This is a genomic window from Rhodococcus sp. 4CII (assembly GCF_014256275.1).
Taxonomy (GTDB): Bacteria; Actinomycetota; Actinomycetes; order Mycobacteriales; family Mycobacteriaceae; genus Rhodococcus_F; species Rhodococcus_F wratislaviensis_A.
In genome coordinates this window covers 410,977-431,639 of sequence record NZ_JACCFE010000002.1, presented here as the reverse complement: position 1 = coordinate 431,639, position 20,663 = coordinate 410,977, and the positions used below count along the sequence as shown (strand labels likewise).

The 20,663-nt window shown below is 68.6% G+C and carries 21 protein-coding genes, 6 tRNA genes and 1 pseudogene; 16 read left to right on the top strand and 12 right to left on the bottom strand.

The window, feature by feature from the left end; all coding sequences use genetic code 11:
* Window positions 1-34: 34 nt before the first annotated feature.
* A complete protein-coding gene (locus tag H0B43_RS02855) occupies window positions 35-1,591 on the bottom strand; it encodes an alpha/beta hydrolase (RefSeq protein WP_252189870.1) in 1,557 nt (518 codons plus the stop codon).
* A 23-nt stretch (window positions 1,592-1,614) separates the two neighbouring features.
* Complete coding sequence (locus H0B43_RS02850) at window positions 1,615-2,403, bottom strand: pyrimidine reductase family protein (RefSeq protein ID WP_185730134.1); 789 nt, start codon at window positions 2,401-2,403, stop codon at window positions 1,615-1,617.
* A gap of 34 nt (window positions 2,404-2,437) precedes the next feature.
* Between H0B43_RS02850 and zapE the strand changes: the two genes are divergently transcribed.
* Window positions 2,438-3,454, top strand: coding sequence for a cell division protein ZapE (gene zapE, locus H0B43_RS02845; RefSeq protein WP_185729381.1), 1,017 nt, complete (start codon window positions 2,438-2,440; stop codon window positions 3,452-3,454).
* A gap of 9 nt (window positions 3,455-3,463) precedes the next feature.
* Here zapE and H0B43_RS02840 read toward each other — a convergent pair whose 3' ends face one another.
* Window positions 3,464-3,994: a GNAT family N-acetyltransferase gene (locus H0B43_RS02840; RefSeq protein WP_185729382.1), complete on the bottom strand. Its 531-nt coding sequence runs from the start codon at window positions 3,992-3,994 to the stop codon at window positions 3,464-3,466.
* An 83-nt stretch (window positions 3,995-4,077) separates the two neighbouring features.
* Entirely contained in the window at window positions 4,078-4,488 is a 411-nt protein-coding gene (locus tag H0B43_RS41290) for a hypothetical protein (RefSeq protein WP_252189871.1), read from the bottom strand.
* A gap of 442 nt (window positions 4,489-4,930) precedes the next feature.
* Between H0B43_RS41290 and H0B43_RS02830 the strand changes: the two genes are divergently transcribed.
* Together H0B43_RS02830 and H0B43_RS43065 are read left to right on the top strand one after the other, a co-directional pair.
* On the top strand, window positions 4,931-5,419 hold the full coding sequence (locus H0B43_RS02830; protein ID WP_185729383.1) for a 2-isopropylmalate synthase: 489 nt from the start codon (window positions 4,931-4,933) through the stop codon (window positions 5,417-5,419).
* Window positions 5,420-5,474: 55 nt separating this feature from the next.
* Window positions 5,475-5,760: pseudogene (locus tag H0B43_RS43065) on the top strand (hypothetical protein); the annotation flags it as partial.
* 94 nt (window positions 5,761-5,854) lie between these two features.
* Here the strand turns inward: H0B43_RS43065 and H0B43_RS02825 are convergent.
* From H0B43_RS02825 to H0B43_RS02805, 5 genes are all read right to left on the bottom strand, one after another.
* Window positions 5,855-5,929: transfer RNA gene (locus H0B43_RS02825), tRNA-Val, on the bottom strand.
* Window positions 5,930-5,945: 16 nt separating this feature from the next.
* Window positions 5,946-6,018: transfer RNA gene (locus tag H0B43_RS02820), tRNA-Gly, on the bottom strand.
* A gap of 74 nt (window positions 6,019-6,092) precedes the next feature.
* A tRNA-Val gene (locus tag H0B43_RS02815) sits at window positions 6,093-6,164 on the bottom strand.
* A gap of 1 nt (window position 6,165) precedes the next feature.
* Window positions 6,166-6,236 (bottom strand) — tRNA-Cys (locus tag H0B43_RS02810).
* Window positions 6,237-6,260: 24 nt separating this feature from the next.
* A tRNA-Gly gene (locus H0B43_RS02805) sits at window positions 6,261-6,333 on the bottom strand.
* Between the two features lie 242 nt (window positions 6,334-6,575).
* On the opposite strand from H0B43_RS02805, the gene H0B43_RS02800 reads away from it, so the two are divergent.
* The 11 genes from H0B43_RS02800 to H0B43_RS02750 all read left to right on the top strand — a co-directional run bounded on the left by H0B43_RS02800 (window position 6,576) and on the right by H0B43_RS02750 (window position 17,131).
* Window positions 6,576-6,647 (top strand) — tRNA-Val (locus H0B43_RS02800).
* 154 nt (window positions 6,648-6,801) lie between these two features.
* Window positions 6,802-8,007, top strand: coding sequence for an RtcB family protein (locus H0B43_RS02795; RefSeq protein ID WP_185729384.1), 1,206 nt, complete (start codon window positions 6,802-6,804; stop codon window positions 8,005-8,007).
* Between the two features lie 106 nt (window positions 8,008-8,113).
* On the top strand, window positions 8,114-8,545 hold the full coding sequence (locus H0B43_RS02790; RefSeq protein WP_185730135.1) for a TIGR02611 family protein: 432 nt from the start codon (window positions 8,114-8,116) through the stop codon (window positions 8,543-8,545).
* Window positions 8,546-8,640: 95 nt separating this feature from the next.
* Window positions 8,641-10,698: a threonine--tRNA ligase gene (gene thrS, locus H0B43_RS02785; RefSeq protein WP_185729385.1), complete on the top strand. Its 2,058-nt coding sequence runs from the start codon at window positions 8,641-8,643 to the stop codon at window positions 10,696-10,698.
* Between the two features lie 5 nt (window positions 10,699-10,703).
* Window positions 10,704-11,279, top strand: a complete 576-nt coding sequence (locus H0B43_RS02780) for an HIT domain-containing protein (protein ID WP_185729386.1) — start codon at window positions 10,704-10,706, stop codon at window positions 11,277-11,279.
* 79 nt (window positions 11,280-11,358) lie between these two features.
* Complete coding sequence (gene pgsA, locus H0B43_RS02775) at window positions 11,359-12,024, top strand: phosphatidylinositol phosphate synthase (RefSeq protein ID WP_185729387.1); 666 nt, start codon at window positions 11,359-11,361, stop codon at window positions 12,022-12,024.
* Window positions 12,021-12,926 (top strand): phosphatidylinositol mannoside acyltransferase, encoded by a 906-nt coding sequence (locus H0B43_RS02770; RefSeq protein WP_185729388.1) that lies wholly within the window; start codon window positions 12,021-12,023, stop codon window positions 12,924-12,926. Before pgsA ends, H0B43_RS02770 begins: the two co-directional genes overlap by 4 nt.
* Window positions 12,923-14,050 (top strand): glycosyltransferase family 4 protein, encoded by a 1,128-nt coding sequence (locus H0B43_RS02765; RefSeq protein WP_185729389.1) that lies wholly within the window; start codon window positions 12,923-12,925, stop codon window positions 14,048-14,050. Before H0B43_RS02770 ends, H0B43_RS02765 begins: the two co-directional genes overlap by 4 nt.
* The gene (locus H0B43_RS02760; RefSeq protein ID WP_185729390.1) at window positions 14,047-15,069 is read left to right on the top strand and encodes an NUDIX domain-containing protein; all 1,023 of its coding nucleotides are present in this window, start codon (window positions 14,047-14,049) and stop codon (window positions 15,067-15,069) included. Before H0B43_RS02765 ends, H0B43_RS02760 begins: the two co-directional genes overlap by 4 nt.
* A gap of 181 nt (window positions 15,070-15,250) precedes the next feature.
* Window positions 15,251-16,153 carry a pyridoxal 5'-phosphate synthase lyase subunit PdxS gene (gene pdxS / locus H0B43_RS02755; protein ID WP_015890540.1) on the top strand — a complete coding sequence of 301 codons (903 nt, stop codon included), beginning with the start codon at window positions 15,251-15,253 and terminating at the stop codon, window positions 16,151-16,153.
* A 156-nt stretch (window positions 16,154-16,309) separates the two neighbouring features.
* Entirely contained in the window at window positions 16,310-17,131 is an 822-nt protein-coding gene (locus H0B43_RS02750; protein ID WP_185729391.1) for an acyl-CoA thioesterase II, read from the top strand.
* Window positions 17,132-17,136: 5 nt separating this feature from the next.
* On the opposite strand, the gene H0B43_RS02745 is transcribed toward H0B43_RS02750, so the two are convergent.
* Complete coding sequence (locus tag H0B43_RS02745) at window positions 17,137-17,760, bottom strand: hypothetical protein (protein WP_185729392.1); 624 nt, start codon at window positions 17,758-17,760, stop codon at window positions 17,137-17,139.
* A 56-nt stretch (window positions 17,761-17,816) separates the two neighbouring features.
* Between H0B43_RS02745 and H0B43_RS02740 the strand changes: the two genes are divergently transcribed.
* Together H0B43_RS02740 and pdxT are read left to right on the top strand one after the other, a co-directional pair.
* Complete coding sequence (locus H0B43_RS02740; protein ID WP_185729393.1) at window positions 17,817-18,671, top strand: acyl-CoA thioesterase II; 855 nt, start codon at window positions 17,817-17,819, stop codon at window positions 18,669-18,671.
* Window positions 18,668-19,276 carry a pyridoxal 5'-phosphate synthase glutaminase subunit PdxT gene (pdxT, locus tag H0B43_RS02735; protein WP_185729394.1) on the top strand — a complete coding sequence of 203 codons (609 nt, stop codon included), beginning with the start codon at window positions 18,668-18,670 and terminating at the stop codon, window positions 19,274-19,276. Before H0B43_RS02740 ends, pdxT begins: the two co-directional genes overlap by 4 nt.
* Here the strand turns inward: pdxT and H0B43_RS02730 are convergent.
* On the bottom strand, window positions 19,273-20,199 hold the full coding sequence (locus tag H0B43_RS02730; RefSeq protein WP_185729395.1) for a hypothetical protein: 927 nt from the start codon (window positions 20,197-20,199) through the stop codon (window positions 19,273-19,275). The two genes, pdxT and H0B43_RS02730, sit on opposite strands and share 4 nt — an antisense overlap.
* A complete protein-coding gene (locus H0B43_RS02725) occupies window positions 20,196-20,552 on the bottom strand; it encodes a GntR family transcriptional regulator (protein WP_185729396.1) in 357 nt (118 codons plus the stop codon). The genes H0B43_RS02730 and H0B43_RS02725 overlap by 4 nt, the downstream gene beginning before the upstream one ends.
* Between the last annotated feature and the right edge of the window lie 111 nt (window positions 20,553-20,663).

The window sequence follows — 20,663 nt, the reverse complement described above, 5'->3', positions numbered from 1 at the left end:
GCACCCCCTGTGGGTGTCGGACGGACCACGCCGGTCAGGCGGGGCAGGCGCTGCCGTCCGGTGGCAGCGCACCGTCCGTGACGTAGGTGACGATCGACTTCTGCGCGCAGTCCGAATGGGTGGCGGGGTGGCCGCTGCCGTGCCACGTCACCGTCGCCGTGGTGGCGCCCGCGCTCGACACGGCGCCCGTCACAGTGCCCACCCCGGCGTTCCCGACGACCGGGTCGGCGGTGCCGTTCAGCACCAGGACCGGCACGGTCAGATCGCCGGGCAGGGTAGGCGGTGCGGTCGCGGGCCAGGACGTGCACGGGAGCAGTCCGACGGCGGCGGAGGGGCCGAACAGCGGGTAGCGCTCGCCCCACACCTTCTGCAGGTCACGGACCCGGTCGGGTGCCGGCCACTGCTGGCCGTCCGTGCAGCGAGTGATGAACTGTCCGTCGCTCTCGTAGGCGGCCTCGGCCTGCCCGATCAGGCCGAGGATCGGCGCGGTGTTGCCGGCGACCGCGGAGCTGACCGCATCCGACAGTGCGCGCACGCGGCCCTGCTGGTCGCCGCCCGCGGCGGCGAGCGACCCGGACACCGCGGTGAGGAGGGCGCTCGCGGAGACCTGCGGGATCCGGCCGTCCGCGGCGGCCGTGACGGCGTCCGACATCGCGACGCGGGGATCGGCGCCGAGGGAGCAGTTCAGGGCGGTGCACTGGCGGGCGAACGCGTCGAACGCCGCCTCCTGTCCCGCGACCTGCTGCTCAGTGGCCGTCGCGGCGTCCACCGTGGTGACCGCGGGGGAGTCGAGGACGAGCCTGCCGACCCGGCCGGGGTACGCGGCCGCGTAGCTGAGCGCGACGGCACTGCCGTTGCCGGTGGCGAGGATCCCGAGGGAATCGACGTCCCACGTGCGGCGCAACTCCTCGATGTCGTCCGCGGCGTGGGTGCTGTCGAACGCGAGTTCCTGCGGCTGCAGATAATCGGTGCACGCGATGGTCGCGTCACGGCCCAGCGCGGTCACCTTGTCGACCTGGTCACCCGTCCCCGGGGCGAACTGCCCCAGATCGGCGAGGCCGGCGCGGAGTTCCGGGGTGAGGCATTCGATCTCCTGGGAGGAGGCGATGCCGCGACGGTCCACCGCGACCACCGGACGCGTCGACAGCAGCGACGTCAGCCCGCCGGTGCTCAGTGCCGCGAGCGTCGCGGTCGACGACCGGTCGGAGCCCGATGTCAGCACCAGCGGGGCCGCGTTCTCGGGCGTGTCCGCGAGCCGTGCCCGCATGGCGCCCATCGTGAAGGAACCGGGCAGGGTGCCGTTCTCGTCGACGGCCGCCTCGTACGAGCCGCATTCGAAGACGAGTCCGGCCGGGGCTGCCGCTCCGGGGCCCAGCGAGGCGAGCGTGCTCTGGGTGCAGTCGGTCCACGCCAGATCGTTCTTAGGGGTCTGCAGCACGGGCGGGGAGGCGTCGGGGTTCTCGGTCTCGGTTGCCGTGGGTTCGCTGCCCACGCCCTCGCGCTCGACCGCCACGTGCGGCCGGTTGGACGGTCCGGCCCCGCACGCGCTGCACACCACGAGCACCATTGCGAGCAACACCGATCTGCGCATGGCGCCCAGCCTGCCAGGTTCCGCTACGGGTGGGGCAGGCGCACCCATCTGGTCAGGACGGTGCCGTCGGTGTCGGTGAGGATGTGCGCGGGTGTCATCGAGGTGGTCCGGGCGTGCGGCGACGTGGCGACGCGGCCCGCGGTCCCACCCACCAGCACCGGCGCTGTGGTGAGGCAGACCTCGTCGACCGCGTCGTCGACGGTCAGCTGACCGAACAGGCTCGGCCCCCCTTCGCACAGCACCCTGCGCAGTCCGAAGTCGTCGAGCGCGGAGATCAGGCGGGTGCCGGTAACCTGCCCCGCGCCGGCCGTGACGATCCGCGCACCCGCATCGGCGAGCGCGCGGATCCGCGTCGGGTCGGCGTCGCTGCTCGTGACGACGATCGGTGGCACCTCGGTGTCGGTGAACAGTCGCGACTGTGGGTCGAGGTGCGCGCGGGCCGACACGACGGCGATCGGGGGTACCTCCGGCATCCCCGACTCCGCGCGGCGCCGCCTGCCCTCCGCGCCGACGCGCACACCGCCGTAGTTCTCCGCTCGCACGGTGCCCGCCCCGACCAGCACGACGTCCGCCAGCTCCCGCAGGGTGTCGAAGACCAGTTTGTCGGCGGGCGTGCCGAGGGCGCCGCTGACGCCGTCGACGGAGACGGCGCCGTCGATGCTGCTCACGAAATTGACACGAATCCAGGGCCGCGGCGTGTCCTCCGGGTAGGCGTAGAGCCCCCGCAGCGCGTTCGCGGTCGATTCACTGGACTCCTCCCGTGCGGGTGGCGTGTCCGGTGTGAAAAATGTCGCAATATGTACACGGTGCATGTTGGTGATCACAACACGTGGATACCCTGCTTGTATGCATGCACGTCTTGTCGATCGTAGCCCCGTGGTACCGGCTGATCAGTTGGTAGCTCAGATGGTGCCCCCGGCCATGTTCGACGAGGTGAGCTTCGCGTCGTACATCCCCGACCCCGCAGAACCCAGCCAGGCCGTCGCGGTCCAGAAGGCCGAGGAGTTCGCGAAGAAGGTCGTGAAGATCCGCAGCGGCGGGCGACGCGGCCTGTTCGGAAAGAAGACGCCCGCCACCGGAGCGGGGCTCTACCTCGACGGCGGTTTCGGTGTCGGTAAGACCCACCTCCTCGCCTCGATCTTCCACAGCGTCCCGTCGCCGAAGGCGTTCGGCACGTTCGTGGAGTTGACGCACGTCGTCGGCGCGCTCGGCTTCAACAAGGCCGTCGAGCAGCTGTCCGACCACAGTGTGCTCTGCATCGACGAATTCGAACTCGACGACCCGGGTGACACGATGCTGGTGTCCCGCCTGCTGTCGGAGTTGTCGGCGCGCGGTGTCTCCATCGTCGCGACGTCCAACACGCTGCCCGGCCAGCTCGGTGAGGGCCGGTTCGCCGCGCAGGACTTCCTGCGCGAGATCAAGAAGCTCGGTTCGATCTTCGAGACGATCCGGGTCGACGGACCGGACTACCGGCACCGCGACCTGCCGCCGGCCCCGGACCCGATCTCCTCGGAGGAACTCGCCGAGCGCGCCGAGAGCATCCCGGGTGCCACGCTCGACGACTTCGACGAACTGTGCAAGCACTTGAGCACGCTGCACCCGTCCCGTTACAACAAGCTGGTCGAGGGAATTCCGGCCGTGTTCCTGGACGGCGTCCACCCCGCCGAGGATCAGTCGGTGGCGTTGCGCCTGGTGGTGCTCGCCGACCGCCTGTACGACGCCAGCATCCCGGTCACCGTGGCAGGCGCCAAGCTCGACGCGATCTTCACCCCCGAGATGCTGGCCGGTGGCTACCGGAAGAAGTACCTGCGTGCCACATCCCGGCTGCTCGCGCTGTCGCGGTTCGAGGTCGCCGCGAGCTGACCCGGCTCGCTACAGCGCCCGCTGCATCACGAAGTCGTGGTGCAGTTGGGTGCCGACCGGGAACGTCTTCGTCCCGACCTTCGTGAATCCGTGTTTCGCGTAGAAGCGCTGGGCCCGGACGTTCTCCTGGTTGACCCCCAGCCACAGTCCGGCACACCCGGCGGCCTCGGCGCGTTCGACGATCGCGTCCATCAGCGCGGACGCCACGCCGGTCCCGTGATTGCCGGGCAGCACGTACAGCTTGCTGATCTCCGTGCTCGGTCGCAGTGTCACGGCGCGGCTCACGTCCGCGTCGGACGGCTCTCCGTCGACGAGCATCGCGTAGCCGACGATCGCCCCGCCGTGGGTGACCTTCAGGACGGTGCGAGCGGGGTCGGTGAGGTACTCGGAGAACCGTTCGGCCGACAACACGTCGTCGATGAAGGCGGCGATGTCGTCCTGCGTCGCCCCGGGTGGGCACGCGAGAGGGAACGTCGCCGCGGCGACGTCGGCGATCGCCTCGGAATCCCAGATGCCCGCCGGGTCTATTTCGACAGTCACAGCTGATCCACCGTGTCCTTCGCTTCCCTGACCGTGTCGTTTCCGTACCGTCCCGCAGCGGTGGAATCGCCGCGGGCGTTCGCCTAAGTAGAACATCTGCCGTCAGTCACGATCCGGGGCCCGCTCGGATTGCCGGTCGCGGTCCCGGTCCGGGCGAACGCGGGGGCGAGCAGGAGGAGCGCCACCGCGAACAGGAGCGGGACGACGAACCCGATCCGCAGGCTGGTCGCGGCGGCGACACCCACGTCGAGCGCCGAGGTGGCGGCCACGAACAGCGCGCCCGCGATCGCGCCGACGCTTCCCGCGCCGGCGACGAGCGAGACCGTCACCACGGCGACCACGATGACGGTGTCGTCACCGAATCGATCCTGGTACCGGGGTAATTGCGTGAGGATGGCCGCGAGGAGGAAACCCTGCAGCCCGAAGGCGGCCGCGGTGGCGGCCCGCGCCGAACGGTGATGTGCGGACACCTCCGTGCGCGGTGAATCCGTCATGACGAGGAGCCCTCGGTGGGCGACATCGTTGGACGAGTGTCCAATACTCCGGCGCGATGCGCAGGGTTCTCCGAATAGGCGGGCGAAACGTCCGACACCGCGGGAAGGCCCCCGACGCAAGACTGAGCCCCAGCCTTGGATGGGGGGTCATGGCTGGGGCTCATTGCCATCGGGGGGGTGGATGGCTAGTTCGACGATACATGAGGAATTCCTCACGTTCCAGGGGTGGCGGTAACAATTCCGTCACCCGGCCGGACGCGTCGGCCGGCTGACGCACTGTGCCCGGGGGAGTTGTCCCGGCGGACGGTTGTCGCTTACAGTGTGATCCATGCAGCGCATTCTCGTAGTTCTCCGCCGTAGCGGGGTCTGATACGGACCGACCCCTCGCTGCGGGTCGTCGAGCTACGCGTTGGTCCTCCCTTCTTGCAGGAAGACCACGACAATGAGCACCTCCACTTCTTTCGCATCGTCCTTCCCGTCGTCGACGCCGGCCGCCGATCCGTTCGCCGCGCGCCACCACAAGTCGCTGCCGCGGGAGCTCCGGACCGAAGCCGCGGGGATGACCTGGTCCGCGTTCGAGAACACCTACGCGCCGTCCAACGGGCCGTTCCGGCTGGGCAGCTGGTCGGAACAGAAGACCGGCCCCGGGATGTGGGACTTCGCAGCGACGCTCGGTATCGGCGAATCGATCTGCAAGACCGGCGCGAGCGCGCCCGGCCCGGTGGCCGCCATGACCTCGATGCTGTACGACGCGGGTTGTCCGATGGAGATCCTGTCCTTCCACCAGCACGAGATCGGGCATCGCACGGCGACGTTCCTGCTCTGCGAGAGCGTCGGCATCCGGCTCTGGGCGATGGGCATCGGTGAGTCCCACACGGAATCGACACTGCGGGCGATGATCTCGGGCGCCAACCGGCTGTGCCTCGCCTGACGCCGAAGAGCAGTTCAGCCCCGGTCGATGACCGGGGCTGAACTGATTGCTCTGTGCGGTTGGTCGGTATCACATCTCGATCCTCGTCGAGGACCCAGGTCGCCGAACCCGAGCCGGCCGATCGGGTGGTCGGGCTCGACGCCGGGATCGCGAGCCTCTACACACTCCGCAACCGGACCAACGCCCGACTGAAGGTCGCGAAGATTCCGCTGAACGTTCGGGAGTGGACGTGCCGACGCGGCGCCGTCCACGACCGGGATGTGAACGCGGCGAAGAACATTTCGGCCGTCGGACTGACAGTGGCAGCCTGCGGAGATGGTGTGAGACCGCCCCGGACGTAAGTGCGGGAGGCAACTGTCTGTGAAACAGGAACCTCGGGACGCGAGTCTCGAGGGGAATCTCGGTCGTTCACGGCCGAGAGGATGTCGAGCGAAATGGTGCGCGATACTGGGATTGAACCAGTGACCTCTTCCGTGTCAGGGAAGCGCTCTCCCGCTGAGCTAATCGCGCGGGATGGAAAAAAGAGAGCGGACGACGGGATTCGAACCCGCGACCCCAACCTTGGCAAGGTTGTGCGCTACCAGCTGCGCCACGTCCGCATTCGTGAAAGCCCCGCGAAGGGGCCGTCACTGTCGAGCAAGTCAAACAGTCGAGCATCTATCATCTATCTCGGTGCGCGATACTGGGATTGAACCAGTGACCTCTTCCGTGTCAGGGAAGCGCTCTCCCGCTGAGCTAATCGCGCGAGGTGGAGACGGGAATCGAACCCGTGTGCACGGCTTTGCAGGCCGTTGCCTCACCACTCGGCCACTCCACCGTGAAGGTTGAGTCCAACCTCTCGAGCGGACGACGGGATTCGAACCCGCGACCCCAACCTTGGCAAGGTTGTGCGCTACCAGCTGCGCCACGTCCGCATGCACCGTGTAACTCGCGGAGAATGTTCTCCGTGGTGCGGTTGAGAACATTAGCCGACCATCCGCGATAGTTACAAATCTGCAGGTCAAGGGATCAGACGGTGAACTACGCATGAACGACGCCGGGTCTGGGGCGGGGTTCGGGGAGGGACCGGTGCGAATCCCAACGACGTGATTTTCGTTCGGCGGCTCGGTCGTGTTAATGTTCCAACTCGTTCGAGCGCGACTGTCTGGCGCGCTTCGGTCCCGTGGCTCAGTGGAAGAGCGTCCCGTTCACACCGGGAAGGTCGCTGGTTCGATCCCAGCCGGGACCACAGAAAGAAGAGGGCGTTTCCGAAATCGGAGACGCCCTCTTCTTTTTCGTGCGTGCACCCAGAAATTCGGTTGTAGCGACTCCGCGGCGCGGCGGACAATGGTCTCAGCCGGCCGAAAATCCCCGGGTGATCCGCTACCGAAGGACCGAGTCGAATGTTCCCCGTGAGGCTGGAGGGCACTGCCGCGCCGACTTTGATGTGGGCAGAGGAGTGGACCATCGAGCAGGCTGCGTTGCAGCAGCTGCGGAACATGGCCGACCTTCCGTGGGTGCACGGTGTGCGCGTCATGCCCGACGTCCACGTGGGAAAGGGTGCAACGGTCGGTTCCGTCATCGCGATGCGCGAGGCGGTCGCCCCGGCGGCGGTCGGCGTCGACATCGGGTGCGGAATGACGGCGGTCCGCACGGATGTCACCGCCCGGGATCTGCCCGACAACCTGCGGTCGATGAGGTCGCACATCGAGCGTGCGGTGCCGGTGGGCTTCGCCATGCACGAGCGGTCGGTGAACGTCGGCGCACTGGACGTCACGGACGCCGGGGGCGTGAAGAAGGGGTGGCACCGATTCTGGCAGGAATTCGGCGACCTCCATTCCGGCGTCCAGTCGCGGGAATCGAAGGCGATGAAGCAGATCGGCACGCTCGGCGGCGGCAACCACTTCATCGAGGTGTGCCTGTCGGACGCCGACGAGGTCTGGTTGATGCTTCACTCCGGGTCCCGCAACATCGGCAAGGAACTGGCGGAGCGGCACATCGCGGTGGCGCGGGCGTTGCCGCACAACCAGCGGCTCGTCGACCGCGATCTCGCGGTGTTCCTCGCCGGCAGCAAAGAGATGGACGCGTACCGCCACGACCTGACGTGGGCGCAGGAGTACGCGGCCCGCAACCGCGCCGTCATGCTCACGCTGGTGATGCGGGCCTTCCGGCAGTCGCTGCCCGGCCGGACCGTGCGGTTCGACGAACCGATCTCCTGCCACCACAACTACGTGTCGGACGAGATCGTCGACGGCGAGCGGATGCTCGTCACGCGCAAGGGCGCGATCCGGGCCGGCCGGGGTGATCTCGGACTCATCCCCGGATCCATGGGCACCGGATCCTATGTGGTGCGGGGACTGGGCTCCGAGCTGTCGTTCAACTCGGCATCGCACGGGGCCGGGCGGACGATGAGCCGCACGAAGGCGAAGAAGCGTTTCACCGTCGACGACCTCGTGCGTCAGACGTCCGGAGTCGAATCGCGCAAGGATGCGGGCGTGATCGACGAAATTCCCGGCGCCTACAAGGACATCGAGCAGGTGATCGAGGCGCAGGCCGATCTCGTCGAGGTCGTGGCCCACCTGCGGCAGGTCGTGTGTGTGAAGGGCTGACCCGCTGGCGGCCGCGGCGGTGCGACGACGCGCCGCCGCAGGTCGTGGTCGGTAGGGTGGACTGGTGACTAGCGGAGAAGCTCGGCCGGGACCCGCGCCCGAGAACGTGGACGTCGACGATTCGGATCTGTCTCCGTTCCAGCAAGCGGAGAGCCGTTGGCGCAGGTGGCGAGAGCACATCGCCGCGCGGCCGAGCCTGAACGTGGCGTACCGGATCGCGGTGGGAGTGATCGGCGCCCTCGTCCTCGCCGCCGGGATCGTCGCGATTCCCTACCCGGGTCCGGGCTGGCTGATCGTGTTCGCGGGGCTCGGGATTCTCGCGTCCGAGTTCGCGTGGGCGCACCGGCTGCTGCACTATGCGCGCAAGCGGTACGACGCGTTCATCGAGTGGTTCTCGCGACAGTCGCTGGTCGTCAAGGGCGCGGGCGCACTGTTGACGGCCGTCGTCGTCCTCGCCACGCTGTGGCTGCTCGGGACGTTCGGTCTCGTCGGAACGTGGATCGGCCTCGACTACTCGTGGTTGGAGAGCCCGCTCTAGCCGGACGCGTGGTTGGGTGTGTCTGCTGGGCCGATAACATGGGCTGGCACATTCACCCTGTCTGCACCGCACACCTCACCTAGGAGAACATCGCCGTGAGCACCCCCGCACCCGCCGCCCCAGCCGCCCTCGTCCGGGTGCCCGCGGGGACTACGGCCGGTACCGCGGTTCGGGAGGCCGGCTACCCGAGCAAGGGTCCGGACGTCGTCGTCGTGGTCCGTGACGCCGACGGCCAGCTCAGAGACCTGTCCTGGGTTCCCGACGCCGACGTCGACGTCGAGCCGGTCGCGGCGGACACCGACGACGGCCGCAGCGTCATCCGGCACTCGGCGGCGCACGTGCTCGCGCAGGCCGTCCAGCAGGAATTCCCCGAAGCCAAGCTGGGCATCGGCCCGCCGATCAAGGACGGCTTCTACTACGACTTCGCGGTCGAACGCCCGTTCACTCCGGAGGACCTCGCGAGCCTCGAGAAGCGGATGAAGAAGATCATCAAGGGGTCGCAGCGGTTCTCCCGCCGCGTGGTCGAGTCGCTCGAAGAGGCGCGCGCCGAGCTGGCGAAGGAGCCCTTCAAGCTCGAACTCATCGACGACAAGTCGGGGATCGACGATCCGGAGATCATGGAGGTGGGCGGCAACGAGCTCACCATCTACGACAACCTGGATCCGCGGACCGGCGAGAGGGTGTGGGGCGACCTCTGCCGCGGCCCGCACATCCCCACCACCAAACACATCCCGGCGTTCAAGCTCACCCGCAGCTCGGCGGCGTACTGGCGCGGTAACCAGGACAACGCCGACCTCCAGCGCATCTACGGCACCGCGTGGGAGTCGGCGGAGGCGCAGGAGCAGCACCTGGAACTGCTCGCCGAGGCCGAGCGCCGCGACCACCGCAAGCTGGGGTCCGAGCTCGACCTGTTCAGCTTCCCCGACGAGCTCGGCTCGGGTCTGCCCGTGTTCCATCCCAAGGGCGGGATCATCCGCACCGAGATGGAGGACTACTCCCGCAAGCGCCACGTGGAGGAGGGGTACGACTTCGTCAACACCCCCCACATCACCAAGGGGCACCTCTACGAGGTGTCAGGTCACCTGGACTGGTACCGCGACGGCATGTTCCCGGCGATGCACATCGACGAGGAACTGAACGAGGACGGCACCGTGCGCAAGCCGGGCCAGGACTACTACCTCAAGCCGATGAACTGCCCGATGCACAACCTGATCTTCCGCTCCCGCGGACGGTCGTACCGCGAGCTTCCGTTGCGGCTCTTCGAGTTCGGGTCGGTGTACCGGTACGAGAAGTCGGGCGTCGTCCACGGGCTGACCCGGGTGCGCGGCATGACGCAGGACGACGCGCACATCTACTGCACCAAGGAGCAGATGCGCGACGAGCTGACCACCACGCTGAACTTCGTGCTGGGCCTGCTCGCAGACTACGGTCTCGACGATTTCTACCTGGAGCTGTCCACCAAGAACCCGGACAAGTTCGTCGGCGACGACGCGGTGTGGGAGGAAGCGACCAACACCCTTGCCGAGGTCGCCGAGGCGTCGGGCCTGAACCTGGTGCCGGATCCGGGCGGCGCCGCGTTCTACGGGCCGAAGATCTCGGTGCAGGTGCAGGACGCGCTGGGCCGGACCTGGCAGATGTCGACCATCCAGCTCGATTTCAACCTGCCCGAGCGCTTCGACCTCGAATACACCGCCAACGACGGCACCAAGCAGCGGCCGGTCATGATCCACCGTGCGCTGTTCGGTTCCATCGAACGGTTCTTCGGTGTGCTGACCGAGCACTACGCGGGTGCGTTCCCGGCGTGGCTCGCCCCGGTCCAGGTGGTGGGCATCCCGGTGGCCGAGGCGTTCGCCGACCACCTCTTCGACGTGGTGAAGCGGCTGAAGGCGGCCGGTGTCCGCGCGGAGGTCGACGCGAGTGACGACCGCATGCAGAAGAAGATCTTCAACAACACGGCCCAGAAGGTGCCGTTCATGCTGCTGGCAGGCGCACGGGACGTCGAAGCGGGTGCCGTCAGCTTCCGATTCAGGGACGGCACCCAGGTCAACGGCGTGGCCGTGGACGACGCCGTGCGCATCGTCACCGAATGGATCGGCCGCCGCGAGAACGCGTCGCCGACGGCGGAGCTGCTGCAACCCGGTCAGGAAGGGTGACGCACATGACCGGAGGTGACGACGTGACAGCCGACGAGATGCTCGCCGGTCCCGGACGCCTCGTGGACCGCGGCCCCGGGGAACCCGATCACCTGCAGCGGATCTGGTCGCCGCACCGCATGTCGTACATCGCCGAGGCGCCGAAGTCGCGGGACACTCCGAACGAGCCGTTCATCGACATCCCGAAGATGGACGACGAGGACGGGCTGATCGTGGCCCGCGGGGAACACGTGTACGCGGTGCTGAACCTGTACCCGTACAACCCGGGGCATCTGATGGTGGTTCCCTACCGCAAGGTCGCGGCGCTCGAAGACCTGACGGAGGCGGAAAGCGCCGAGCTGATGTCGTTCACGCAGCAGGCGCTGCGGGTGATCAAGCGGGTGTCGCGGCCGGACGGTTTCAACGTCGGCCTCAATCTCGGTGCGGCAGCGGGCGGGTCCCTCGCCGAACACCTGCATCAGCACATCGTTCCGCGCTGGGGTGGGGACGCGAACTTCATCACGGTCCTCGCCGGGGTCAAGGTCATGCCGCAATTGCTGCGGGAGACCCGGGGGCTGCTGGCGAAGGCCTGGAATGAATGACGCGATAGATGAATGACGCGCGAGTCGCTGACTCACGCGTTCGGGATACCTGGCGGGAAGCGAAGAACGGGGTGGAGAGGTGCTGAGCTTCTTCGGACGGGCATCCGTGTCCAAGGTGACGGCGCCGTTGGGGAAGGCCCTGGTCAAGACGGGGCTCACCCCCGATTCCGTCACCGTCATCGGCACCGTGGCAACCGTGGCCGGCGCGGTCACACTGTTTCCCAGCGGACATCTGTTCTGGGGAGCGATGTTCATCTGGCTGTTCGTCATGTTCGACATGCTGGACGGCGCGATGGCCCGCGCCCGCGGCGGCGGAACGCGATACGGCGCGGTCCTGGACGCCACCTGCGACCGCGTCGCCGACGGTGCGATCTTCGCCGGACTCGCCTGGTGGGCGGTCTACCACGAGAACAGCAAGCCGTTGCTGATCGCGACGCTGCTGTGCCTGGTCACCTCCCAGGTGATCTCGTACGCGAAGGCGCGCGCCGAGGCGAGTGGACTGTCCGCCGACGGCGGACTCATCGAACGACCCGACCGGCTGATCATCGTGCTGGTCGGCGCCGGCGTGACCGGGCTCGGAGTGCCGTGGGCCGTGCACGTTGCGATGTGGCTGCTGTCGGTCGGCAGCGTGATCACGGTGTTCCAGCGGGTCCTGGCAGTCCGCAGGTCGCCGGGCGCGCGGGACGTGCTGCCCCAGCCGCCTGCGGACACGACGTCGGACGACGGACAGGCGACCGCGCAGTGAGCGGCCTGTCGGAACGGATCAGCGACCTGGGATACGCGGCCGGCTGGCGGCTGGTCCGCGCGCTGCCCGAGAAGGTGGCGGTCGCCCTGTTCGACAGGGGAGCCGACTTCGCCGTGCGGAACGGCGGACCGGAACAGTTGCGGCGCAACCTCGCCCGCGTGCTCGGCGTCCCCCCGGCAGAGGTGCCGGACACCCTGATGCGGGCGTCGATGCGTTCCTACGCGCGGTACTGGCGGGAGGCCTTCCGGCTGCCGTCGATGGACCTCGTGCAGACCGGCGCCGCGCTCGACGAGTTGATCGAAGGGCAGAAACACCTCGACGGCGCGAAGGAAGCCGGCCGTGGTGCGATTCTGGCGCTGCCGCACAGCGGCAACTGGGACATGGCCGGGGTGTGGTGCGCCCAGCACTGGGGTGCGCTGTCCACGGTCGCCGAGCGGCTGAAGCCGGAATCGCTGTACCAGCGTTTCGTCGCCTACCGCGAAGGGCTCGGATTCGAGATCTTCCCGCTCAGCGGGGGAGAGCATCCACCGTTCGTGGAACTGTCGGCGCGTCTGCGGGACAACGGGATCGTGTGCCTCCTCGGTGAACGCGACCTGGCGAAGAAGGGCGTCCCGGTGACGTTCTTCGGGGAATCGACCCGCATGCCGGCCGGTCCGGCCAAGCTGGCGATCGACACAGGCGCCCCCCTGCTTCCGGTGCACTGCTGGTTCACGGACGGCGGCTGGGGCTTCCGCATCGACCCCCCGATCGACACGAGCGCCGGGGTCGAGGCGGCGACGCAGGCCCTCGCGGTGCGATTCGAGGCGAACATTTCGGCGCACCCCGAGGACTGGCACATGCTTCAGCCGCTGTGGCTGTCCGACCTGTCGCAGGCGAGGCTCGCCCGCATGGAGAACTCGTGAAGATCGGAATGGTCTGCCCGTACTCGTTCGACGTGCCGGGCGGAGTGCAGGCCCACGTCGTCGACCTCGCGGAGGTCCTGATCGAGCGCGGGCACAAGGTGAGTGTGCTGGCCCCGGCCTCCGACGACGTCGACCTGCCCGGCTTCGTCGTCTCGGCGGGCCGCGCTCTCGCCATCCCGTACAACGGGTCGGTGGCCCGGTTGAGTTTCGGCCCCGCCGCCAGCGCCCGCGTGAGGCGCTGGATCGCGGACAACGACTTCGACGTCCTGCACATCCACGAGCCCAACGCGCCGAGCCTGTCGATGCTCGCCATGCGGGTCGCCGAGGGCCCGATCGTGGCCACCTTCCACACGTCGACCACGAAGTCGCTGGTGCTGAGCACGTTTCAGGGAGTGCTCCAGCCCTACCTGGAGAAGATCAGCGGACGCATCGCGGTGTCGGAACTCGCGCGCCGGTGGCAGGTGGAATCTCTCGGTTCCGACGCGGTCGAGATCCCCAACGGGGTCGACGTGCCCGCGTTCGCCGACGCCGAGCCACTGCCCGGATACCCGCGTCCCGGCAAGACGATCCTCTTCCTCGGACGCTACGACGAACCCCGCAAGGGCATGGCCGTGCTGCTGCGCGCGCTGCCCGCGCTGGTGGAGAAATATCCCGACCTCGAGGTGCTGGTGGTCGGCCGCGGTGACGAGGACAAGCTGCGCCGTGAGGCGGGCCCGGTGTTCGGGCATCTGCGGCTGCTGGGGCAGGTCGACGACGCAGAGAAGGCGTCGGCGCTGCGGAGCGCCGACGTGTACTGCGCCCCCAACCTCGGCGGGGAGAGCTTCGGCATCGTGCTCGTGGAAGCGATGGCCGCGGGGGCGGCCGTCGTGGCCAGCGAACTGGACGCGTTCCGCCGGGTCCTGCGGGACGGGCAGGCGGGGGTGCTGGTGCCGGTGGGGGATGCGGCGGCGCTCGCCGCGGGGATCGACTCGGTGCTCGGGGATCCCGAGCGCAGCGCCGGGCTCACCGACGTCGGCCGGACCGTCGTCGCCGACTACGACTGGCCGGTGGTGGCCGAACAGATCCTGCGCGTCTACGAGACGGTCACCGTCGGCCGCGACGGGGTCCGGGAGGTCGGTTCGTGACGTTCTCCGCCCTGACCATCCTGGTTCTCGCCCTGGTCGCCGCCGTGGTCCTGGCGATCGGTCTGTGGGCGTACGGAACGGCCAACCGCCTCGACCGCCTGCACGTGCGCTCCGACCTGTCCTGGCAGGCCCTCGACGCGGCCCTCGCGCGCCGCGCGGTGGTCGTGCGGGCGGCGGCCGCGGCGATGGACCCACCGGAGGGCCGGTCGCTGGCGACGCTGGCCGCCCGGGCCGAACGGTCGGACCGGGCGGAACGCGAGATCGCCGAGAACGCGCTGTCGAGTGCGTTGTCCTCCCTCGACCCGGACACGTTGCGACCCCAGTTGGTGGCGGAACTGGCCGACGCCGAGGCGCGCGTGCTGATCGCCCGCCGGTTCCACAACGACGCCGTCCGCGACACCCTCGCGCTGCGTACCCGGCGGCCGGTGCGCTGGCTGCACCTGGGGGGCACGGCCCCGCTTCCGACGTATTTCGAGATCACCGAACGGTCGTCCGCCGCCGCGGTCACCGAAGGGCTCGCCCTCGACTCCGTCCGCACCTCGGCCCGGGTGGTCCTGCTGGACGGTCAGGGCAGGGTCCTGCTGCTCCGGGGGCACGACCCTACCGTCCCCGACGTCTACTACTGGTTCACGATCGGCGGCGCCGTCGAGAAGGGCGAGAACTTGCGCGCCGCCGCGGTCCGGGAGATCGCCGAGGAGACCGGGTACACCGCCTCGGCCGACTCGTTGCGGGGGCCCATGTGGCGGCGGGTCGCGATCTTCTCCTGGAACGGCAGCCTCATCCGCTCCGAGGAACTGTTCTTCGCGCTGCGCACCGACGGGTTCGAGCCGCATCACGGCGGTTTCACCGAACTCGAGAACCGCACCATCACCGGGCACCGGTGGTGCACCGCGGACACCGTCCGCGAACTGGCGGCGGCCGGTGAAGCCGTGTATCCGCACGATCTCGCGGACCTCCTCGACGAGGCCGAAGCGGTGGCCGCGGCCGCCGACGAGCCCGAGGTACGCGCGATCACCTGAGCCGCGCGCCGTCGGGGGCACCGCCCTCGCCATCGCATACCGTCCGGAGAAAGCCAGCAATCGCGGACTGGCTACGGAAGTGGACTGGCGTTGGTCCTAGAATCGGGTACTGCAGCGTGAACGTCGTCGCTCACGCATGCCGCTATCGAAGCCAATCCACGCCACACCTCAGGAGTTCGCTGTGAGCACCCCCGACACCACCCCCACCACCGGTACGGCACGCGTCAAGCGTGGCATGGCCGAGATGTTGAAGGGCGGGGTCATCATGGACGTCGTCACCCCGGACCAGGCGAAGATCGCCGAGGACGCGGGTGCGGTCGCGGTCATGGCGCTCGAGCGGGTTCCCGCGGACATCCGCGCCCAGGGCGGCGTGTCCCGGATGAGCGACCCGGACATGATCGACGGCATCATCTCCGCCGTCTCCATCCCGGTGATGGCGAAGGCCCGCATCGGGCACTTCGTGGAGGCGCAGATCCTGCAGTCCCTGGGCGTCGACTACATCGACGAGTCCGAGGTCCTCACCCCCGCCGACTACGCCAACCACATCGACAAGTGGAAGTTCACAGTCCCCTTCGTCTGTGGTGCCACCAACCTCGGTGAGGCCCTGCGCCGCATCACCGAGGGTGCGGCGATGATCCGGTCCAAGGGTGAGGCCGGCACCGGGGACGTGTCCAACGCCACCACCCACATGCGGACCATCGGCGGGGAGATCCGCCGGCTGACGTCGCTGAGCGAGGACGAGCTGTACGTGGCGGCGAAGGAACTGCAGGCCCCGTACGACCTGGTCGTCGAGGTCGCGAAGGCCGGCAAGCTGCCGGTCACCATGTTCACCGCCGGTGGCATCGCCACCCCGGCCGATGCGGCGATGATGATGCAGCTCGGCGCGGAGGGTGTGTTCGTCGGGTCCGGGATCTTCAAGTCCGGCAACCCGGCGGAGCGGGCGGCGGCGATCGTCAAGGCCACCACGTTCTTCGACGATCCGGATGTGCTCGCCAAGGTGTCCCGCGGGCTCGGCGAGGCCATGGTCGGTATCAACGTCGACGACATCCCCGTCCCGCACCGGCTCGCCGAACGCGGCTGGTGATTCCCGTCGTCGATCGCTGATCGATCGCGCGGCACTTCCGGCGCCGCTTTTCCCGGCACCGCACCAGGTCCGACCCGGGCCTCGTGCGGTGCCGGTGTGTCGGCGCGGCGAATCCGTGTGAGAGTGTCAGCGGACGAGCATCGGAAGGGGCCGTGGATGGCGACGATCGAAGAGATCCTGGAAGTGGAACGCCTCGAGGAGAACATCTTCCGGGGCATAGCGACCGAGACCATGCTTCCCCGCACGTTCGGTGGGCAGGTGGCCGGTCAAGCGCTGGTGGCGGCGGTTCGCACGGTCCAACCGCGGTTCATGGTCCATTCGCTGCACGGCTACTTCCTTCGTCCCGGAAACCCCACGAAGCCGATCGTGTACCTGGTGGACCGCATCCGGGACGGGCGCTCGTTCGTCACCCGACGGGTCAGCGCCATCCAGGACGGTCAGGCGATCTTCACGATGTCGGCGTCCTTCCAGGTCGAGGACGAGGGTATCGAGCACCAGGACGAGATGCCCGTGGTCCCGCCACCCGACATGCTGCCGTTCGCCAGTGACTCCGACGACCCTGAGATCGCCTGGCTCGCCCGGGAGTGGTCCGACTGGGACATCCGGATGGTCGGAAACGGCGAGATCGACCGCAGGCGCGGCGTGGCCGCCCAGCAGCAGGCGTGGTTTCGGTCCCGCAAGGCGCTGCCCGACGACCCCGTCTTCCACGTCTGCGCCCTCGCCTACATGAGCGACATGACGCTCATCGGGTCCGCAATGACACCGCACCCCGGTGTCGAGATCAACAGTGCCTCACTCGATCACGCGCTGTGGTTCCTGCGACCGTTCCGCGCCGACGAATGGCTGCTGTACGACCAGACGTCACCGTCCGCCGGTTTCGGGCGCGCGTTGGCGCAGGGCCGGATCTTCGACCGGAAGGGCAATCTGGTCGCCGCCGTGGTGCAGGAAGGGCTGACCCGGTTCCTGCGCACGCCGTGACCGGATCAGCGACCCGCCCGGACCGCGGGTTTGGGCGGGTGGTCGTAGCGCACCAGCAGATCGGGTGCGTCCGAGGTGCCGGCGGCGTGCCGCAGCAGGGCGGGCACGGTCCACCGCTGATCGGCCGGGGTGCGGCGGATCAGCGCCCCCTCACCCAGATGGAGTTGCACGGTGACATCGAAATCGAGGTCCCGGCCGAGCAGCATCGGACCGGCCACGAGGACCACCTGCCGGTCGGCGGCGGGAACGCGGGAGCACCGGGCCGAGCGATCCTCGCGCTCGTCCCACAACTTCGGCAACCACCGGCGGTCGGTGCGCACCGAACCCACCACCTCCCGGTTCAGTGCCTCGTAGTCGAACCAGAGGGTGCGGTAGCTGAGTTCGTCGTCGCGGCCGTGTTCGAGGCGCAGCGAGGCGGGCCGGACGTAGTCGTGGAGGGACACGACGTCGCAGGGTCGTCCCCGCTCCCGCAGGGACGCACAGATCGAGTCCGCGAAGGGGATCGGGTGCGCTCCGTCGGGGGCGTCGATCGCCACGACGGCGGTGCCGTCCACCGCGAGGCAGCGTTCGGCGACGAGTGCGACGAGACCGTCCGGACTCGTCGGTGTGAACATCGTCATGGCACCCATGGTGCCTCGAGCCCGAATCGGGCCGATAACCTTGACCAGGCACAGAAGGAGGGCTGATGGCGAGCATCGAGGACATTCTCGAACTCGAGGCGCTGGAGAAGGACATCTTCCGCGGTGCGGTGCATCCGTCTGTTCTGAAGCGGACATTCGGCGGGCAGGTCGCGGGTCAGTCGCTGGTCTCCGCCGTCCGGACCGTCGACGAGAGATACAAGGTCCACTCCCTGCACGGGTACTTCCTCCGTCCGGGCAATCCGCTGAAACCCACCGTGTACCTGGTCGACCGGATCCGGGACGGCCGGTCCTTCTGCACCCGGCGAGTCACCGGCATCCAGGACGGCAAGGCGATCTTCACCATGTCGGCGTCGTTCCACAGCGAGGACGAGGGCATCGAGCATCACGACACGATGCCGTCCGTTCCGGCGCCCGACGAACTCGTCGACGCGCAGACAGTCGAGGAACTCGCCGCCACGGACCTGTACCGGGAATGGAAGGAATGGGACGTCCGTATCGTTCCGGCCGATTCCACCCGCAAGACGCCCGGAATCGCCGCGCAGCAACGAGTGTGGATGCGCTACCGCAACACGTTGCCCGACGATCAGGTCTTCCACATCTGCACCCTCGCCTACCTCAGCGACATGACCCTGCTCGGCGCGTCGAAGGTCCCGCACCCGGGTGTGGTGACACAGACGGCGTCGCTCGATCACGCGATGTGGTTCCTGCGCCCGTTCCGCGCCGACGAGTGGTTGCTCTACGACCAGACCTCCCCCTCCGCCGGATTCGGTCGCGCGCTCACCCAGGGCCGCATGTTCGACCGGAACGGCACCATGGTGGCCGCCGTCGTGCAGGAGGGGTTGACCCGAATCCAGCGCGATCAGGACCAGCGCGACATCGAGACAGGAAACATGACATGACCCGCCCCCTCGTCGGAGTACTCGCCCTCCAGGGCGACGTCCGTGAACACCTTGCCGCGCTGAACGATTCGGGTGCCGATGCCGTCGGCATCCGCCGCCCGGAGGAGCTCGAGAAGATCGACGGCCTCGTCATCCCCGGCGGCGAGTCGACCACGATGAGCAAACTGCTGCAGATCTTCGAATTGCTCGAACCGCTGAAGGCCCGCCTGCACGACGGGTTGCCTGCCTACGGGTCCTGCGCCGGGATGATCCTCCTCGCGAGCGAGATCCTCGACACCCGACCCGACGCGCAGCACCTCGGCGCGATCGACATGACCGTGCGCCGCAACGCTTTCGGCCGCCAGGTCGACTCCTTCGAAGCCGACCTCGATTTCGAGGGGATCGTCGGCGACCCGATGCGGGCCGTGTTCATCCGGGCTCCGTGGGTGGAGCGAGTCGGCGACGACGTCCAGGTCCTCGCCCGCGTGCCCGAGTCGGGTGGCGCCGCCGCCGGCCGCATCGTGGCGGTCCGGCAGGGTTCCGTGGTGGCGACGTCGTTCCACCCGGAGGTGACCGGGGACCGGCGGGTGCACGAGTTGTTCGTCGACATCGTCCGTGACGTCTAGCCTGCCGGACGGGGTGTGACGAGCGAGTTGAGGAGTGCCGCGCCCTGTGCGGCGTCGTCGACGGTCACCGCGAACGGTCGGCCGTCCCTGCGGGTCACCACGACGCCCTCACCGGCGCGGATCACGACCGCGGTTCCGCGCGGTGTGAAGCGGTAACCCCAGCCGCCCCACTCCAGGGGCACGATCTCGGTCACCCGGGCCTCGTCGACGGAGTCGAGGGGGATCCTGCGCCAGCGGACGTTCCACGACGACAGGGACAGCCCCGCCCGGTCGATCTGCACGGTGACCGACGTGAAGGCCCCACCGAGCAATGCGAGGACGAGGAACAGGACGGCGAGCCACAGCGCTCCCATCAGCGCGGACGCGACTGCCGCCAGCGCCGTCGCGAGGGCGAGTACGCCCGCCCATCGCCCGTGGACGTATCCCGTCCAGGCCGCGCGTTCGCCGGGACCGAGTGGAATGGGCAGTGTCGGTGCCGGGTCGTGCGGCGCGGACTGTGACCTGCGGGGCAGCACGGCGAACGTGGCAATCGCCCACGGGATTCCCAACAGTGGAATCCCGATCCACCACCCCAGGGTCGCTGCTTCCGGGGAGCCGGCATCGATCGTGGCGGCGACGCTGACGATCCAGGCCGTGGCCACCGTCCACCCGACGAGAACGGTCGCCGGGAGCCACAGCGCGGCGTCGGCGCCGCCGCGGACCGCCACGACGCCCGCGATCGCGGTCGCGGCGGCGCAGACGGTGAGCGCGATCCAGAAATAGGTGTCCGTATCGCTGAACCGGTCGGGCCGGGTGCCGGACCAGTGGCCGGCCACCACCGGCGGGAGTTCGCCGTTCCAGGCGAGTCGCGCGATCACGAGCGCAAGGAGGGGCAGGGCCGTGGCCCCGGCGGCGGCCGCGAGGCGGGTGCGGGAGGTTGTCATCGTGTCGTGGTCTCCTTGATCACGTCGAGCATCTGGTCGGTGTCGAGTCCGAGGCGCCGTGCCTCGGCCACGAAAGCGCGTGCAGCTTCGGTCAATCCGGTGTGAATCGGGTCCGTGTCCGCGCGGACGACCGCGCCACGACCCCGGCGGAGGTCGATCAACCCCTCGTCGCGCAGGGCGGCGTAGGCGCGCAGCACGGTGTGCAGGTTGACGTCGACCGACTCGGCCAGGGCCCGCGCGGAGGGAAGCCGGTCGCCCGGCCCGATCTCGCCGCGCAGGAACGCGCCGCGCACGTTCGCGGCGATCTGCTCACCCAGCGGGGTGGTGGAACTGTGGTCGACCCGCATCAACATGTTTGCATTCTATGCAAACAATGGCGACTTACGCGAGTTGTTATCCCGGGAAGGCGCGGCGCCGGCCGGGCTGCGGGTAACATCGTCAAAGCTGAAACCGCGCATTCGGCG

What these genes read in the sequence shown, in the direction of transcription:
- H0B43_RS02855 (WP_252189870.1), bottom strand. Translation starts at nt 1,591, where the DNA reads ATGCGCAGATCGGTGTTGCTCGCAATGGTGCTCGTGGTGTGCAGCGCG.
- H0B43_RS02830 (WP_185729383.1), top strand. Translation starts at nt 4,931, where the DNA reads ATGAGCACCTCCACTTCTTTCGCATCGTCCTTCCCGTCGTCGACGCCG.
- H0B43_RS02730 (WP_185729395.1), bottom strand. Translation starts at nt 20,199, where the DNA reads ATGACAACCTCCCGCACCCGCCTCGCGGCCGCCGCCGGGGCCACGGCC.
- H0B43_RS02780 (WP_185729386.1), top strand. Translation starts at nt 10,704, where the DNA reads ATGACCGGAGGTGACGACGTGACAGCCGACGAGATGCTCGCCGGTCCC.
- H0B43_RS02725 (WP_185729396.1), bottom strand. Translation starts at nt 20,552, where the DNA reads ATGTTGATGCGGGTCGACCACAGTTCCACCACCCCGCTGGGTGAGCAG.
- H0B43_RS02740 (WP_185729393.1), top strand. Translation starts at nt 17,817, where the DNA reads ATGGCGAGCATCGAGGACATTCTCGAACTCGAGGCGCTGGAGAAGGAC.
- pdxT (WP_185729394.1), top strand. Translation starts at nt 18,668, where the DNA reads ATGACCCGCCCCCTCGTCGGAGTACTCGCCCTCCAGGGCGACGTCCGT.
- H0B43_RS41290 (WP_252189871.1), bottom strand. Translation starts at nt 4,488, where the DNA reads ATGACGGATTCACCGCGCACGGAGGTGTCCGCACATCACCGTTCGGCG.
- H0B43_RS02850 (WP_185730134.1), bottom strand. Translation starts at nt 2,403, where the DNA reads ATGCACCGTGTACATATTGCGACATTTTTCACACCGGACACGCCACCC.
- zapE (WP_185729381.1), top strand. Translation starts at nt 2,438, where the DNA reads ATGCATGCACGTCTTGTCGATCGTAGCCCCGTGGTACCGGCTGATCAG.
- H0B43_RS02750 (WP_185729391.1), top strand. Translation starts at nt 16,310, where the DNA reads ATGGCGACGATCGAAGAGATCCTGGAAGTGGAACGCCTCGAGGAGAAC.
- H0B43_RS02745 (WP_185729392.1), bottom strand. Translation starts at nt 17,760, where the DNA reads ATGGGTGCCATGACGATGTTCACACCGACGAGTCCGGACGGTCTCGTC.
- H0B43_RS02795 (WP_185729384.1), top strand. Translation starts at nt 6,802, where the DNA reads ATGTTCCCCGTGAGGCTGGAGGGCACTGCCGCGCCGACTTTGATGTGG.